Consider the following 14315-nt stretch of genomic DNA (forward strand, 5'->3'; position numbering starts at 1 on the left):
ATTCAATAGTTACACCACTCTATTATGTAATCGACGCTCCGATAGTAAATCCAAGTCCAATAGATACAGCTAAAGAAACAATACCTACAGCCAGGTTGCCTTCTTTCAGTTTCTCTTCAACAGAAAACTTTCTGGTTAATCCTTCAAAAACAAAGTAAGCAATTAGTTGCAGCAGCACACCAAATGCTCCCCATATTACGGTTTCCGCTATATTAATACTGTGATAAATGGCAAAGGCTAAAATGATACAGATTCCAATGATTTTACCTGAAATCGCTAAAGCTACTGCTGTATTTCCCTGCTGTATTTCTTCCCAGTCCTTGTATTTCGTTACCAGTTCAAAAATAACTAATCCTACGATAACTACCAATATCGCAATCACAAAATATAAAAATGTGTATAAAAATGGACCCATGTTATAACTCTCCTCCTTTTATTTACCTACACCAGGTCCTCCTCCTCTAGAAGAAAACCCTCGAAATGATCCAGCACTTCCGGAACGATATTTTTGGGTATTCATGTAACCACCATAACAATCTCCGCCTGCACAGCGATTCGACCGTTTCTTTGCCCAATCGTCAACATCTAATACATCATCAAGTAACCATAATGCAAAAAAGCCGTTGAAATAGTTAGGAGAATAATGATTCCTTACAAATTCTGTTGTTGCCAATTCAATAAGGAGTAAACCATCTTCATTTTCATCCATTTGTAACGTTAAAATATCATCGGAGTAAATCAATACTTGTTTTTGATTTTGAACGTCACTTACTTCTTCGGGATTTGTTCCTTGTTCGAGTAAATTTGCAAGCTCATCCAGCGAAAACTGTCTTGTTCCATAGATTCTTGTGGTTTCATTCGTTCCTTCCGAAATGACGTCAACTAATGTAAAATTATCCTCTAATAAATTTTCGATGGTTGAATAGGTTTGTCCTTCTATATTTTCGGTAACCTGTTCTTTTGATTCAGGGTCCAGATTAGACCCGGACATCCCCCGTTCAGATCCAAAGCCACCGCATCCGGAAAGAAACAGGAGTCCAAACATGAATAAAAAGACATATCGCTTCAAAACATCCCCTCCTTCCCACAGAAAGCTCAAATTGATGTTTTTATGAATCGTGTTTATGTAAAAATGTATCTATTTAGAAAGTACCATAAAGATAACAGAATAGCCAGACCACCTTCAGGTAGTCATGGCTATTCGTTTTTAAATAGTCTATTCTTTACCTAATTTCTTTTTCAAATCAGATAATTCATCATCTACATTACTGGATTTCTCAAGCTCATTAAATTCGTCATCCAGTGAACGGCTCTCAGAGGATAAGTCCTCGCTAGTTTCTGCTTCAGCTTCATATTTCAAAACCTTTTCTTCCATTCGCTCAAATCCTTGCTTGGACTCATCATTACCAATTGAAGACATCGTTCGATTCATTTTCGTACGGGTTTTAGCTGATTCTGCGCGAGCTTTCAGTGTATCTTTTTTAAGCTTCATTTCACGATATTCATTCTTCATCTCGTCAAGCTTGGAACGGAGATTTTCTGAATCTTGTTTTGCTCGTTCCCAGGAAGCCTTCAATTGTTCAGCCTGCTGTTCATGGTTCTTCTTATCCTCAAGTGCTCGACGTGCCAGATCATCATTTCCTGCTTCAATAGCTGTCTCGGCTTGATCTTGACGTTTATCCACCATAGCTTGAGCATCATCATATTTTCTTTTTAACATCTTCTCATTTGCAATTTGCTTAGCAATAGCACTTTCAGATTCCCGAATATCCTCTTCCATATCTCTCATAAATTGATCCAGCATCTTAACTGGATCTTCTGCCTTATCCAGCATAGAATTCAGCTCCGAACTAACAACGGTTTTCATGCGCTTAAAAAATTTAAACATTCTAAAATCCTCCTTTATTTTATAAAGCTTGCTAATATGAACCTGCTATGATTTTTATTTCATATTCCTTTATTGGATAGCCCTTACTCACTTCTACTTCTGATCCCCAATTTTCTACACTTAAAAAATTTTCCTCATGCTCATCAATATAGTCTGCATAATGTACATTAAGACCACTCAATGACTCACTTCTTCCAAAACCTGAGACTTGTGCGTGGCCATCTTCCTTTAAGTGATAAGTAGCCCCTTCATACTCTAGAGTTTCAGGATAAGGATCTGAAACAGGAAACTGAATCTTTTTATATACTCCTACTTCTAATTCATCATCCATTTCAGCAGACAACCAAATATAATTTCTTCCCTGGAGAAGTTGATATACCGTCCATTTGAATCCGGAATCACGATATTCAATTTTTCCTACAACCTCATAATCTGTAAGATCATAAGAAACAATATCACCCACTTCCATATTTAGGACGGTTCTTTGCTTAATTTCTGGTTTTTGATCCTTCTTTCCAAAGAGTTTTGAAAAGATGCCCAAATCGTTCACCTCGCTTTGCTGTGGTAAGGGGGTCTTATTGAATTTTATATTTGTAGTACGATTTTAGCCATAAATAGGTTTCAACTTAACTAATTTTTTTACATGGAAAACGAAATCATCACAAAACAAAATTCCAGGATGGGCTAACAGGGTTACTTTATTTTTATTTTAATCATTGATAAAGTCTAATTAGAAGGAGGATATATAATGAATAATAGAATCAATCATCTATTGAATCAAATGAAACAGCATCAAATTGAGAGTGCGTTGATTACATCAAAGGCTAATATTTATTATTTTTCTAATTACTTAACGGACCCACATGAAAGGTTAGTCGCCATATATGTGGATAGAAAGGGAAATGCTTTACTTATTCTACCTAAGATGGAAGAAGAGGATGCAAAAAGAGCCGGATGGTCTGGAGATTTATTATCATATAACGATGATACAAATCCTTGGACACTCTTTAAAAAATATGTAGAAGATACAAAACAAGTTCCAGGTCAAATGGCTGTTGAAAAGGGAGACTTATCATTGTCTCGCGGGGAAATAATCAGACAATCTTTCCCTGACTCTGAGATTACAGATGTTTCAGAGCTTCTTAATCAACTACGAGTGATTAAGGATCAAAAGGAACTGAATTTGTTAAAACAAGCTGCACAGCTAGCTGATTTTGGCGTAAAAACCGGTATTCAAGCCATTGAAGAAGGAAAAACGGAAATGGAAATTGTTGCAGATATTGAATATGCCTTGAAACGTGAAGGTGTGAGGGAAATGTCCTTTTCCACACTTGTCCTGACAGGTGATAAAACTTCATCCCCTCATGGAAACCCAGCCAGAAATACCGTTCAACCTGGTGATTTTGTTTTATTTGATCTGGGTGTTGTGTATGAAGGGTACTGCTCTGATATCACAAGAACTGTCGCTTACAAGCACATAACCCCTAAACAAGAGGAAATATACAATACGGTGTTAAAGGCAGAAAAAGCAGCGATTGAAGCCTGTAAAGTTGGAAAGCCGGTAGGAGAACTAGATAAGACAGCGAGAAATTTGATTGATCAAGCAGGGTTTGGAGAGTATTTCATGCACCGTATCGGTCATGGATTAGGAATTGATGTTCATGAATATCCATCAATGAGCGGAAACAATTCTCTTCCATTGGAAGAAGGCATGTGTTTTACCATCGAACCAGGTATTTATATTCCTGAGGTCGGTGGTGTCCGAATAGAAGATGATATTTTCATGACCAATAAGGGACCAGAAATTCTCACATCCTATCCTAAGGAATTACAAATTATCGGTTAGTAACTAAGTTTGGGGCTGACATCAAAAAGATTCACTCTTTTGGTGTCAGCCCCTTTAGCACATTAACATGACCTTATTTTAATAAATTATCAGTATGTGAGTATTCTAATTGGTGAGCTTCTGCTACAGCCTCATAAGTTACATAACCTTTAAGCGTGTTAATTCCTTTTAGTAAGGCCTGATTATCGTTACAAGCCTGGTCATAACCTTTATTTGCAATTTGTAGTGCATAAGGAACTGTAACATTGGTTAATGCTATGGTAGAAGTCCTTGGTACTGCACCTGGCATATTGGCCACTGTATAATGTAAAACACCATGTTTTACAAAAGTCGGGTCATCATGTGTCGTAATTCGATCAGAGGTTTCTGCATTTCCTCCCTGATCAATGGCAACATCTACAATCACAGATCCATCCGTCATAGATTTAACCATGTCTTCTGTAATTAATTGAGGTGCTTTGGCGCCCGGGATTAAAACTGAACTAATCACTAAATCTGACTGAGTAACAGCTTCTTTAATATTCAGTGGATTAGACATTAAGGTATGAACCGAGTTACCAAAAATATCATCCAATTCACGCAGACGCTCTGGGTTTAAATCAACAATGGTGACATCTGCACCTAAGCCAATGGAAATTTTCGCAGCATTTGTTCCCACGACGCCACCACCGATAATTGTCACCTTTCCACGGCTTACTCCTGGAACTCCGCCTAACAGAATTCCCTTTCCGCCTTTGGACTTTTCTAAAAACTGAACACCACTCTGGGCTGCCATTCTCCCTGCTACTTCACTCATTGGTGTGAGAAGAGGCAATGAACCATTTTTTGTTTGAACCGTTTCATAAGCGATTCCCACTACCTTACTATCAATTAAAGCTTTTGTTAATTCAGGCTCAGCAGCCAAGTGAAGATATGTAAATAAAATTAAGCCTTCATAAAAATACCCATATTCTTCTGGTAATGGTTCTTTTACTTTCATGACCATTTCTTTATTCCATGCTTCTTCCGCATTCGGAACAATGGTAGCTCCTGCTTTTTCATACTCTTCATCGGTAAAACCTGATCCCATACCGGCATTGGTTTCAATGTACACTTGATGTCCAGCATCTCGTAATGCTAATACACCGGCTGGAGTTAAGGCTACGCGATTTTCATTATTTTTTATTTCTTTTGGTACTGCAATTTTCATATTTACCTTCATTCCTCCTTGCCTTACTTCTATTTCATTCTAGCTTACCATAATGGCCTGTTTCTTAACATATAATAATTTGTGTAAGCCCTTACATTATATATAGTCTATCAGTTTCTTCTGCAAAAATAAATAGATTATAAATGACGATGAATAACGTCCATTCCACCGTTCACATCCACAATAGAACCCGTAATCATATCAGAAGAATCTTCACACAAAAATAAAATGGTTCTGGCTATATCTTCACCCGTTCCCGAACGTCCAATCGGTGTGTTCTCATCAAAAGACTCCCGACTTTCAGATATACTAGCTTCTTTCATTTTTCCAGTGATGTTGCCTGGACATACCATATTTGATGTAATTCCGTGTTCAGCTTCTTCATATGCAATTGTTTTAGTTAAGGAAACAAGTCCTACTTTTGCAGCACTAAAAGCAGACCTGTAAATCCATCCTGGTGCATCTGCTGCTCCTTGAAATCCATAATTAATAATACGCCCAAAATGCTGGTCTCTCATAATTGGCAATACTTGTTTTAATAGGTAAAAGACAGCATCAAGATTCCCTCTTATCATTTGATTCCATTCTTCCATTTCATAATCTGCTAACTTTTTTCGTTCAAAAATATAAGGACCTGCATTATTAATAAGCAAATCAATTCGTCCAAAGCGTTCCATAGCACACTTAACAATTCGGGATAATTGATCTGGGTCCTGAACATCGGCTTGTACTATTTGCAGACGGTCCTGGCAGGATTTATATTGGTCAGCTAATTCATCAGCTTTTGCTTTATCGCTGCGATAAGTGGCCGTTACTGAGTACCCCTTTTCTAAAAGGGATTCGGTTACTTTTTTCCCTAATCCCTTTGTTCCCGCTGTGATAATGGCATGTCTCATATTCATCCTCCATATTTCCTTAATCGCAATTTCCAAAATTCATCTTTATATTCTTATTTTACCATCATTAATAAGAGATAGAAAAATAAGTGCACCTCCTTGTTTATCACAAGGAAGTACACGGTCTAAAACCAGTTAGAAACGATCTGTACGCTTTTGTGATTCACGTGTCTCGTTAGCTCGTTTATCCATTTCCGGTTCCAAAAAACCACTTTGATAGCTCTCTGTTATTTGTTTGGTTACAAGCTTTTCATTTTGGATTTCTCTGCCCCTTTTTTGGTCCATCTTCCCACCTCCTTTATCCTTAGCCTTTCATAAACATACCCAGAACTATCAGCCCATTTTCTGTCAGACCATTTATAACCACGTTAGCATTAAAAATTTTTTGCATGGAGGATAATAAACAAATGAGGTAGGTGGTTGTAGATGAATAAACTAATCAGACCATTGGCCTTTCCTGCAATTTTATCCACTGAGCTCCCGCTTTATTTTGTTCTAATACTATAAAAAGGAATGGCCTACACAACGTAAGCCATCCCTTTTTAAAACTCTTTGGTTTTATTTCCTGAGAAATAAGTTTATGGTGTAAGGAAACTTAAATGTTTGTCAAACGAACCGTATCTCGGGCAATCATTACCTCTTCATTGGTAGGAATTACAATAACTTTTACAGGAGAATGGGGATAACTAACAAATGTTTCCTTCCCGCGCACATTGTTTAATTTTGAATCCCAATAAACACCCATAAATTCTAATCCCTTTAAGACACGTTCGCGAATGGTTGTACTATTTTCACCAACTCCAGCAGTAAATATAATAGCATCTACACCAGACATTCTTGCTGCATAGGAGCCAAGGTATTTATGGATACGACCAGCAAAAACATCAAGAGCTAAACCGGCACGACGGTCTCCTTCTTTTTCCTTTTCTTCAATATCTCTTAAGTCACTGGAAAATCCTGATAAAGCTAACATACCACTTTCTTTATTTAACACATTGATAACCTCATCAGCACTCTTACCTGTTTTTTCCATAATAAATGGGATAAGAGCTGGGTCAATATTACCTGAACGTGTACCCATTGTTACACCCGCTAATGGTGTGAAGCCCATAGATGTATCGATGGATTTTCCACCCTCGATAGCAGCTATGCTTGCACCATTTCCTAAGTGACAGGAAATTAGGCGAAGGTTTTCCAGTGGTATATTTAATAGCTCTGACGCCCTTTGGGATACGTATTTATGGGATGTACCATGGAAACCATATTTACGAATTCCATATTTTTCATAATATTCATAAGGTAAGCTATATAAGTAAGATTGCTCAGGCATTGTTTGATGGAAAGCTGTATCAAAGACTGCAACAGCAGGTGTCTCTGGTAAAATTTCCTGGAAAGCCCTTATTCCCACTAAATTAGCCGGATTATGAAGTGGAGCTAATTCTGATACATCTTCAATCTCTTGTAAAACCTCATCCGTAATCAATACTGAATCACTAAATTTCTCTCCCCCATGTACAACGCGGTGTCCAATCGCTTGAATTTCGTCATAGGATTGAATGACACCTGTATTAAGGAGTTTCTCTAATAGTATTTTAACCGCTACTTCATGATTAGCGATATCCTTTGTTTCAGTATTCTTATTACCATCTACTTCAATTGTGAAGACGGAATCATTTAATCCGATTCTCTCCACAAGACCTTTTGTTAACACGTTTTCATCTGGCATTTCGATTAATTGAAACTTTAACGAAGAGCTGCCAGCATTAATAGCTAACACTTTATTCACAGTACTCAACTCCCCTTGTATTTAAAAAGTCAATATTACCATCCCATTTAACTTCCTTCCATTGACAAGGTCGCGTTAAACAGAAGATTTAATATACTTATCTACCATACATACTTTAAAATACTGAAATCTTAAGCACAAGGAAGAACTTTTGTTGAGTACGCTTTCACCCGAATGTTTTTATTTTCTGTCATTTTTGAACCATTGGTCAATTTCATTCAACGTTTTGTCCATCGCATGTACATCTTTAAATGATGGAAGTTGAGCCATTAATACTTTGTCCGGATTAGATGTTTGAATTCCTTTCTTCTGCAGGATAAAAATACTTTTAGCATTCTTTTCATTTGTGAACATGGATAAAGGTAGTTGTAAAATCCCTTGAATATGAGCGTGTTCGTTTAAGAATTCATGCAGTTTATCTGATTGATCACTATCAAACAAGAAATTAGGTATTAATAAAAAGAGATGTCCACCTGCTAAAGTATAGTGTAAGGCTTGTTCAATAAAAAGATGATGAGCATAAGAATGCTGTTCACCCTCAGCACTTAATTGATAGGATTTGGCATTCTCATCATCAGGGTAATAGCCCACAGGCAAATCAGATACAACCACATCAACAGGTTCAAGTAATAAGTCTCTTAGGCTATCCTGATGAAAAAGCTCAATTTCATGCTCTTGTAAATTTGCGTTCATATAAGCAAGCTCGACTAGTGTAGGATCAACTTCACTTCCGTATGCCTCTATCTTTTGTGAAAGCTGATTGATAACACCTGTAAGCAAATTACCACTTCCACAGGCAGGGTCAAAAATTCGCAGTTCTTTTTTATTGCCCATAAATTTAGTAACAAGATAACCCATAAAAATAGCTACTGCATCAGGTGTAATATAATGCTGCTGTTGAGTAGCTCCTTTCATTCCTTTTAATATCGCCAATTGTAATGCCTTTCTAATTTCCTCTTTTGAATATTCATTTAAATTTGCTGCTTTGATTTGATTAAGTAAAGTTTGCTTTAGTGGCTCCTCAATCTCATCTGCAACACCTTCACTAAATAATAGTCCGCATGCTTCTACTAAACCATCTAAATAAGGAACTTTCTCTTCTTTTTCAATGATTGTTGTCGTTTCGTCAAACCATGCAAATAATTTCTCTACTTTTTCCTGATCCATATCCTATCCCTCAATTCACTTCTAATTCTATGTATGATGACAGACCAACTCCCGGCCTTTTTAGAGCCGGGAGTCATTTTTACTTATGCTTCTTTGGCTGCTTTTAAAGCGGACTCATAGTCAGGATGGTTCGTTGCCTCAGATACATATTCTACGTATGTAACTTCATTGTTTTCGTTAACTACAAATACCGCCCTAGCCAATAAACGCAGCTCTTCGATTAATACACCATAGGCTTGACCTAACGATGCATCACGATGATCAGATAAAGTTACGACATTTTCAACTCCGGCTGCTCCACACCAGCGTTTTTGTGCAAATGGAAGATCCATACTTACCGTAAGAATTGTGACATCTTCAAGATTATTTGCCTCTTCATTAAAACGGCGGATTTCTGCATCACATACGCCTGTATCCAGGGATGGAACAGTCGTAATTAGTTTTTTTCCTGCGAAGTCTTTTAATGATTTCTCCTCCAGGTCATTGCTTAAAACCGTAAAATCAGGAGCTTGATCTCCTGCCTTTACTTCCTCACCAATGAGTGTTACAGGATTATTCTGAAAAGTAATATTTGGCATCCAGCTCTCCTCCTCTTTAAAAATATCTCTATCAATATTATGAAGGCATGATGTTCATTTGTCTAATCATAAACCTATAATGTATCTGGAGGAGTTTGATCGCTTCCCTCTTCCTTTTTATTTTCATCGTCACTTTGTTTCTTTTGTTGCTCATCTTTTTGCTTATTGTCCTGCTCCTTCTTTTTGTCTCCTTTTTTCTTATCACCATCGAAAGCGTTTATTTGGGACTTTAATAAACTTTGAATTTTATCGACAGCTTGTGGAGCTAAATCAAGAATTCGTTCATAAAGGTGAGTTTGCTGATCTAAATGTACCATTTGCGCTCCATTTTCATTTACAATAACAAAAGCAATCGGCGTAATCGAAACACCTCCACCACTTCCACCACCAAACGGAAGACTTCCACTGCTACCACTTTCACTGTCACTCTCATCCTCGGAATCAGCTTGAGATTTTTGTTGCTTGGAATTAAATTCACTTCCACCTGCAGCAAAACCAAATCCAACCTTTGAAACGGGTAAGATGACCGTCTTTCCATCAGGCGTTTGTATAGGATCTCCAATGATGGTGTTTACATCAACCATCTCTTTTAAATTTTCCATCGCTGTTGTCATAAGGCCTTGAATTGGATGTTCTGACATATTTGGACTCCTTTCTTACCTATTCTTTTCCCTTCATTTTTCACTCTGATTTTAGTTTCCGAGCAATTTTCAGGATGGCGTACATAGCTTGCCCAATTCTAAATGAAAACATGCACTCAAGGTGTGTATAGATCATGTCTCGTTGGAAGTTTGGCTGAATATAAATTTGCAGGGGAGTTGATACTCTCATATGCTGGTTCATTATACCTGTTAAACTTCCTTTCACACTCCATAATAGGCCTGAAATCATTCCGGTGAAACTGGCATCATTTTCAATTCCTATTTGGGTATCCCAATAAAAATTAGAAACTTTTATTTTGCTTACGAAGTTTTTTATGACAGGAAACAACTGCTGTATGGTATGAAAACCGTTTTTTGCCTGTAAGAAACGATTAAAAAACCCTTTTCTCTCCCCATTCTGTTTTTCGTCCGGAAAAGATGGCATAGCTTTGCTTTGATTCATATCTTCCAGTAACATTTCACGATGAATACGGATGAACTTCCATATTTGCAAATGGATGTTTAAATAGTCTTTATCCTGCTTATGGGTATAGGTAACGGATATGTAAAGTCTTGTACACAACAAAGACATAATGAGTAAAATCAAAATTGCCAGGATAATTAGGATTAGGGCCCACCAGTTCACCATACTCACCTCTTTACTATTCTTTTCCAATCCAGGTTAATTTAAACTTTTGTCCCTTTTATTTTAGGCTCAATCTGATGAAATGGTGTATGATGAAGGAAAGAGAATTTATGAAACGGTGAAAAAAGGGGGATTTCTAATGAACGCTCGAAACCATATCTACTTGTTTTATTCCAAAGACGAAGCAACTGAAAAGCAACTGCGTCCACTTATTGATATCGCTAAAGAAAAGGGGTTTTCCATTGTAAGTGATTCTAAGGATGCTAACATTGTGATAAGTGTTGGAGGTGACGGAGCTTTTTTACAAGCTGTTCGTAAAACCGGCTTTCGACAGGATTGTTTATATATGGGATTAAGAACGATGCGGAGGCGGGTCTTTATTGTGATTTTGAATTGAATTCCTTTGATAAAATGATTCCTATCATCATGAATGAGGATTTAGAGGTACGAAGATTTCCGATTCTCAATGTGTCAGTAAACGATAACGAATCACAATTTTTCTGTTTAAACGAATTAAGCATACGCTCATCAATCATTAAATCATTCGTTTTAAATGTATTAATCGACAATCAATTCCTTGAAACCTTCCGGGAGAGCGGTATACTGGAGATCCCGCAGACGTATAGCGAGTGGGCTCCCAGACCGCCCGCGGAAAGCGAGCACACTAGAGGAAATCAACATCTATGTTTAACAGAGTCTTTTAAAACAACAATCTTTTAGACTAAGTAGCTCCGATACCTTGGAGAAAATCTAAAATAACAGGTGAAATAACATACTAAAACACACTATGTTTATCACCATAAATAACAGTACAAATAACAAACAAAAACGCTTGGATTTTTATTTTTTAATCTGTTTACCCAAAGGGGAGCATATCAATTTTAATGCCCAAGCGTTTATATATTTTTTTCCTGTTAAACTAAAGCACCCGTTAGTTTAATAAGATGGGATAATATACTGTGCTAATTTCCGATAAGCGCTTCGGATAAACCGTTATCAGTGTAAAATTTTAATTCACTAATTTTTCCTTCATCTGAAAAATTAGCTTGACCTTCTACGTCATACACTTTTGTCTCAGTTCCTTGGTACTCTACTTTTGCAGTAAAATCATAGATGTTTTTGTTGGTTTCACTCTGTTCTACTGTAATGTCATTCACTTTCATTTGATTTTCAGTTATGTTGTATGAAAGTGCATAAGTTCCTACGTATTCATTGAACATATCTTCTGTAAAGAGAGGTTTATATAGTTCTTCTACATATTTTTCTAATTCGTTCGGCTCCTCAGTTTTTACTTCCTCACCATCATCTCCAATGTTTTGGACGTTTTCTGGAACTAACAATTCATTTAGTTTTTCGTCAGGTCCTGTAAAAGTATGTTCTAAAACGGTTTTTAAAGTTGATATGTTTTTGTCTTTAGGTGTGGAATTTGAACCTGTATCGCTAGAGCAAGCTGTTACGAACAAAAGCGCTACCAAAAGAAATAAAGGCAACATTCGTTTAAAATTTTTCATTTACCACCCTCCTTATAATTCATACGAAATAGGGTAATAATTTGTTTCAATTTTCTGCAAGTAGTTTTCTTTCACTAACCTGCTCGTTAGTGAAAAAGCGTATCTTGTTTGTTGTAGATAAGCACCCGTTAGTGAAAGAAGCGATATAAAAATAAGCTAGAAAAGACATTTTTAAATTACTTAATGTCATTCCTAGCTAACGCTGTTGTCTTGAGTGCTTAAAATATTCTATATAACATGTTGTTCGGTTATCAGATAGCGAATAGTAAATAATATATTTATCGATAATTATCTTATAACTGCCTTCCCATTCTGGCTTATCTGCTGGGATACTAGTACCAAAAAGCGCAATCTTTTCTTCAATCTTTTTTACTAAATTTCTCTTATATTCCTTTGTCTCCTGAAAAGTAAAGTGATGACTTTGAATATTACGAAACCCTCCTAATGCTTGATTGGTCCATTTTATAACCATTTATATTTCACCTTGATCAATCATCTCTAATACTTCATCAGTTGAATAAACTTTACCATCTAATATATCCTTTTTTGCTTGAAGTAATTTTTGTTTCAATTCTGGATCAGTGTCAACATCTTCTTGTACTGTAGTTTCTGGCTCTTCGATTAAAGTTAAATGATATTTTCTACCGTCTATCTCTATAACTGACTCTCCTTCATGAATAAGACCTTTTATCAGCTCTGCTTCATATCCATCAAGTTTTCTCATACTCCTATTCTACCTCCATTCCAAAAACCTCTAGCCTAATTATACAACAAATTTAACATACACAGAAAGCAACATTTTAGATTGAAAATTACACTAAAGCACCCCTTTAGTTGAAGAAGAAATAACGTTAAATCTTCTTCTCCATTAAAATATCTGTTTCTATGTATCCAAGTTTTTCATATAACCCCCGTGCGATTTGGTTATGACCAAAAACGTGAAGCCCTATACTTTTTAAACCTAATTTCTTTGCAACCAGTTCAAGTTCTTTCATTGCTTGTTTCCCATAGCCACGCCCTTGATTACCTTCCCAGATGTTTACATCGCAAATAAATCCTTTTTCATTTGACCGTTGAGCAAGCCAAATCATGCCCACTTCTTGGTCTCCATCTCGAATTATGAACAACTTATTATTAACAGTTTTTTCTCCTTCGGGTAAAAGCTTTTCAAACTCATTGGTCGCCTTACTAATCGATTTTTTTCATTCCAATTTCCAGCTTTAACGTGTTCACCAGCATAGTGTCTAATAGCATATTCAAGATACTGTTTAAATTCACTTGAGTTCATTTTATCTAATCTAACCAATTTTCTTTCCCCCTTACGTCATTCGATTTTCTCCACTATTTTTAACTTTCTTAAAGTCAACAATGAGAGAAGAGACACAAAAATGTATTTCATTGTAATTTCGTCTTTCAAATCCCCCCCTTTTTGTAAATCACTTTTACAGTAAGTCCCCCAATAACGCAATAAGATGGTATGACAATCTTTAACTTCTTAACAATCGCAACAGTAACAAACCATCAGATGGATGACCGTTATATGCCCCCATCCATCTAGGGTAGGTGATAGGGATTATAGTTGCAACGAAATTTAAACAGTTAAATATAGTTGCTCCCCAAAGAAACGAACGCAAATCACCTTGTGGTACTAGCATTGCTATCAACCCGAATAAAAATATAAGTAATAAAGACATTATTGGTCCACCAGCCAAAGCAGAGGCTCTTTGTCGTTTATTTAATTTTCCTTCCCAATCAACGAAACCTATATATGACCAATAAATATGAAAATGAAGTCTTCCTAATCTGATATTTTCTTTATTCTCCTCATTTCTGTTTCCTAAGTAAACATGTGCATGAGATTCTGAAGTAGAGATAACACCAATCCCATGTCCTATCTCATGCAATAAGGTACAGATTGGGATAACAAAAATATAAAAGAGTAAAAATAATAACATTTTCTCCCCTCCTTTACTTCTTATATTCCTTATTAAACTCTACTGCTCGTTAGTTAAAAAGCGTATCTTGTTTGTTGTAGATACGCACCCGTTAGCTTAACAACCAAAAAAGTAACTACTTTCTATTTTTAACACTGGAAAATACCGCAAACAAAAATATTATTAAAAATACTATGCCGACTCCTAAGAATAAGTTAATTATTCCTTCCATA

Annotated in this window: 21 protein-coding genes; 3 read left to right on the plus strand and 18 right to left on the minus strand. The window is 36.4% G+C overall.

Features of this window, described 5'->3' with window-relative positions; translation table 11 throughout:
* Positions 1-22: 22 nt before the first annotated feature.
* The 4 genes from BMX63_RS12405 to BMX63_RS12420 all read right to left on the minus strand — a co-directional run bounded on the left by BMX63_RS12405 (position 23) and on the right by BMX63_RS12420 (position 2429).
* Positions 23-415 (minus strand): DUF350 domain-containing protein, encoded by a 393-nt coding sequence (locus BMX63_RS12405; protein ID WP_093136144.1) that lies wholly within the window; start codon positions 413-415, stop codon positions 23-25.
* 18 nt (positions 416-433) lie between these two features.
* Positions 434-1069, minus strand: coding sequence for a DUF4247 domain-containing protein (locus BMX63_RS12410; protein ID WP_093136147.1), 636 nt, complete (start codon positions 1067-1069; stop codon positions 434-436).
* 147 nt (positions 1070-1216) lie between these two features.
* Complete coding sequence (locus tag BMX63_RS12415) at positions 1217-1888, minus strand: PspA/IM30 family protein (RefSeq protein ID WP_093136150.1); 672 nt, start codon at positions 1886-1888, stop codon at positions 1217-1219.
* A gap of 31 nt (positions 1889-1919) precedes the next feature.
* Positions 1920-2429 (minus strand): DUF4178 domain-containing protein, encoded by a 510-nt coding sequence (locus BMX63_RS12420; RefSeq protein WP_093136153.1) that lies wholly within the window; start codon positions 2427-2429, stop codon positions 1920-1922.
* 207 nt (positions 2430-2636) lie between these two features.
* Here BMX63_RS12420 and BMX63_RS12425 point away from each other — a divergent pair, with 207 nt between their 5' ends.
* On the plus strand, positions 2637-3734 hold the full coding sequence (locus tag BMX63_RS12425) for a M24 family metallopeptidase (RefSeq protein ID WP_093136156.1): 1098 nt from the start codon (positions 2637-2639) through the stop codon (positions 3732-3734).
* Between the two features lie 73 nt (positions 3735-3807).
* Here BMX63_RS12425 and ald read toward each other — a convergent pair whose 3' ends face one another.
* The 8 genes from ald to BMX63_RS12460 form a co-directional block, all read right to left on the minus strand.
* Positions 3808-4923 carry an alanine dehydrogenase gene (gene ald / locus BMX63_RS12430; RefSeq protein WP_093136284.1) on the minus strand — a complete coding sequence of 372 codons (1116 nt, stop codon included), beginning with the start codon at positions 4921-4923 and terminating at the stop codon, positions 3808-3810.
* Between the two features lie 137 nt (positions 4924-5060).
* Positions 5061-5825, minus strand: a complete 765-nt coding sequence (locus BMX63_RS12435) for an SDR family oxidoreductase (RefSeq protein WP_342732858.1) — start codon at positions 5823-5825, stop codon at positions 5061-5063.
* Positions 5826-5954: 129 nt separating this feature from the next.
* Entirely contained in the window at positions 5955-6104 is a 150-nt protein-coding gene (locus BMX63_RS18090; RefSeq protein ID WP_177167292.1) for a hypothetical protein, read from the minus strand.
* 310 nt (positions 6105-6414) lie between these two features.
* Positions 6415-7605 carry an acetate kinase gene (locus BMX63_RS12440; protein ID WP_093136161.1) on the minus strand — a complete coding sequence of 397 codons (1191 nt, stop codon included), beginning with the start codon at positions 7603-7605 and terminating at the stop codon, positions 6415-6417.
* 180 nt (positions 7606-7785) lie between these two features.
* A complete protein-coding gene (locus BMX63_RS12445; protein WP_093136164.1) occupies positions 7786-8772 on the minus strand; it encodes a class I SAM-dependent methyltransferase in 987 nt (328 codons plus the stop codon).
* 83 nt (positions 8773-8855) lie between these two features.
* The gene (gene tpx, locus BMX63_RS12450; protein WP_093136167.1) at positions 8856-9350 is read right to left on the minus strand and encodes a thiol peroxidase; all 495 of its coding nucleotides are present in this window, start codon (positions 9348-9350) and stop codon (positions 8856-8858) included.
* A gap of 74 nt (positions 9351-9424) precedes the next feature.
* A complete protein-coding gene (ytfJ, locus tag BMX63_RS12455; RefSeq protein ID WP_093136170.1) occupies positions 9425-9991 on the minus strand; it encodes a GerW family sporulation protein in 567 nt (188 codons plus the stop codon).
* Between the two features lie 40 nt (positions 9992-10031).
* Positions 10032-10637, minus strand: coding sequence for a DUF2953 domain-containing protein (locus BMX63_RS12460; RefSeq protein ID WP_177167293.1), 606 nt, complete (start codon positions 10635-10637; stop codon positions 10032-10034).
* A 139-nt stretch (positions 10638-10776) separates the two neighbouring features.
* Between BMX63_RS12460 and BMX63_RS12465 the strand changes: the two genes are divergently transcribed.
* A complete protein-coding gene (locus BMX63_RS12465) occupies positions 10777-11034 on the plus strand; it encodes a diacylglycerol kinase catalytic domain-containing protein (RefSeq protein ID WP_093136175.1) in 258 nt (85 codons plus the stop codon).
* Positions 11031-11357, plus strand: coding sequence for a diacylglycerol kinase catalytic domain-containing protein (locus BMX63_RS18095; RefSeq protein ID WP_177167294.1), 327 nt, complete (start codon positions 11031-11033; stop codon positions 11355-11357). Before BMX63_RS12465 ends, BMX63_RS18095 begins: the two co-directional genes overlap by 4 nt.
* Before the next feature lie 242 nt (positions 11358-11599).
* Here the strand turns inward: BMX63_RS18095 and BMX63_RS12470 are convergent, their stop codons facing one another.
* The 6 genes from BMX63_RS12470 to BMX63_RS12490 all read right to left on the minus strand — a co-directional run bounded on the left by BMX63_RS12470 (position 11600) and on the right by BMX63_RS12490 (position 14103).
* On the minus strand, positions 11600-12148 hold the full coding sequence (locus BMX63_RS12470; protein WP_093136178.1) for a hypothetical protein: 549 nt from the start codon (positions 12146-12148) through the stop codon (positions 11600-11602).
* Positions 12149-12344: 196 nt separating this feature from the next.
* Positions 12345-12620 (minus strand): type II toxin-antitoxin system RelE/ParE family toxin, encoded by a 276-nt coding sequence (locus tag BMX63_RS12475; RefSeq protein ID WP_093136181.1) that lies wholly within the window; start codon positions 12618-12620, stop codon positions 12345-12347.
* Positions 12621-12872 carry a hypothetical protein gene (locus BMX63_RS12480; RefSeq protein WP_093136184.1) on the minus strand — a complete coding sequence of 84 codons (252 nt, stop codon included), beginning with the start codon at positions 12870-12872 and terminating at the stop codon, positions 12621-12623.
* 127 nt (positions 12873-12999) lie between these two features.
* Positions 13000-13275, minus strand: a complete 276-nt coding sequence (locus BMX63_RS18765; protein ID WP_342732872.1) for a GNAT family N-acetyltransferase — start codon at positions 13273-13275, stop codon at positions 13000-13002.
* Entirely contained in the window at positions 13266-13454 is a 189-nt protein-coding gene (locus tag BMX63_RS18770; RefSeq protein ID WP_342732875.1) for a hypothetical protein, read from the minus strand. The genes BMX63_RS18765 and BMX63_RS18770 overlap by 10 nt, the downstream gene beginning before the upstream one ends.
* Positions 13455-13635: 181 nt before the next feature.
* Entirely contained in the window at positions 13636-14103 is a 468-nt protein-coding gene (locus BMX63_RS12490; RefSeq protein WP_093136186.1) for a hypothetical protein, read from the minus strand.
* Between the last annotated feature and the right edge of the window lie 212 nt (positions 14104-14315).

The organism is Salinibacillus kushneri (genome assembly GCF_900111405.1).
In the GTDB taxonomy this organism is placed as follows: domain Bacteria; phylum Bacillota; class Bacilli; order Bacillales; family Alkalibacillaceae; genus Salinibacillus; species Salinibacillus kushneri.

Coding starts and splice junctions, on each gene's coding strand:
- BMX63_RS12415 (WP_093136150.1), bottom strand. CDS start 1,888: ATGTTTAAATTTTTTAAGCGCATGAAAACCGTTGTTAGTTCGGAGCTG.
- BMX63_RS12465 (WP_093136175.1), top strand. CDS start 10,777: ATGAACGCTCGAAACCATATCTACTTGTTTTATTCCAAAGACGAAGCA.
- BMX63_RS18090 (WP_177167292.1), bottom strand. CDS start 6,104: ATGGACCAAAAAAGGGGCAGAGAAATCCAAAATGAAAAGCTTGTAACC.
- ald (WP_093136284.1), bottom strand. CDS start 4,923: ATGAAAATTGCAGTACCAAAAGAAATAAAAAATAATGAAAATCGCGTA.
- ytfJ (WP_093136170.1), bottom strand. CDS start 9,991: ATGTCAGAACATCCAATTCAAGGCCTTATGACAACAGCGATGGAAAAT.
- BMX63_RS12405 (WP_093136144.1), bottom strand. CDS start 415: ATGGGTCCATTTTTATACACATTTTTATATTTTGTGATTGCGATATTG.
- BMX63_RS12435 (WP_342732858.1), bottom strand. CDS start 5,825: ATGAATATGAGACATGCCATTATCACAGCGGGAACAAAGGGATTAGGG.
- BMX63_RS12470 (WP_093136178.1), bottom strand. CDS start 12,148: ATGAAAAATTTTAAACGAATGTTGCCTTTATTTCTTTTGGTAGCGCTT.
- BMX63_RS12425 (WP_093136156.1), top strand. CDS start 2,637: ATGAATAATAGAATCAATCATCTATTGAATCAAATGAAACAGCATCAA.
- BMX63_RS12475 (WP_093136181.1), bottom strand. CDS start 12,620: ATGGTTATAAAATGGACCAATCAAGCATTAGGAGGGTTTCGTAATATT.
- BMX63_RS12480 (WP_093136184.1), bottom strand. CDS start 12,872: ATGAGAAAACTTGATGGATATGAAGCAGAGCTGATAAAAGGTCTTATT.
- BMX63_RS12445 (WP_093136164.1), bottom strand. CDS start 8,772: ATGGATCAGGAAAAAGTAGAGAAATTATTTGCATGGTTTGACGAAACG.
- tpx (WP_093136167.1), bottom strand. CDS start 9,350: ATGCCAAATATTACTTTTCAGAATAATCCTGTAACACTCATTGGTGAG.
- BMX63_RS12490 (WP_093136186.1), bottom strand. CDS start 14,103: ATGTTATTATTTTTACTCTTTTATATTTTTGTTATCCCAATCTGTACC.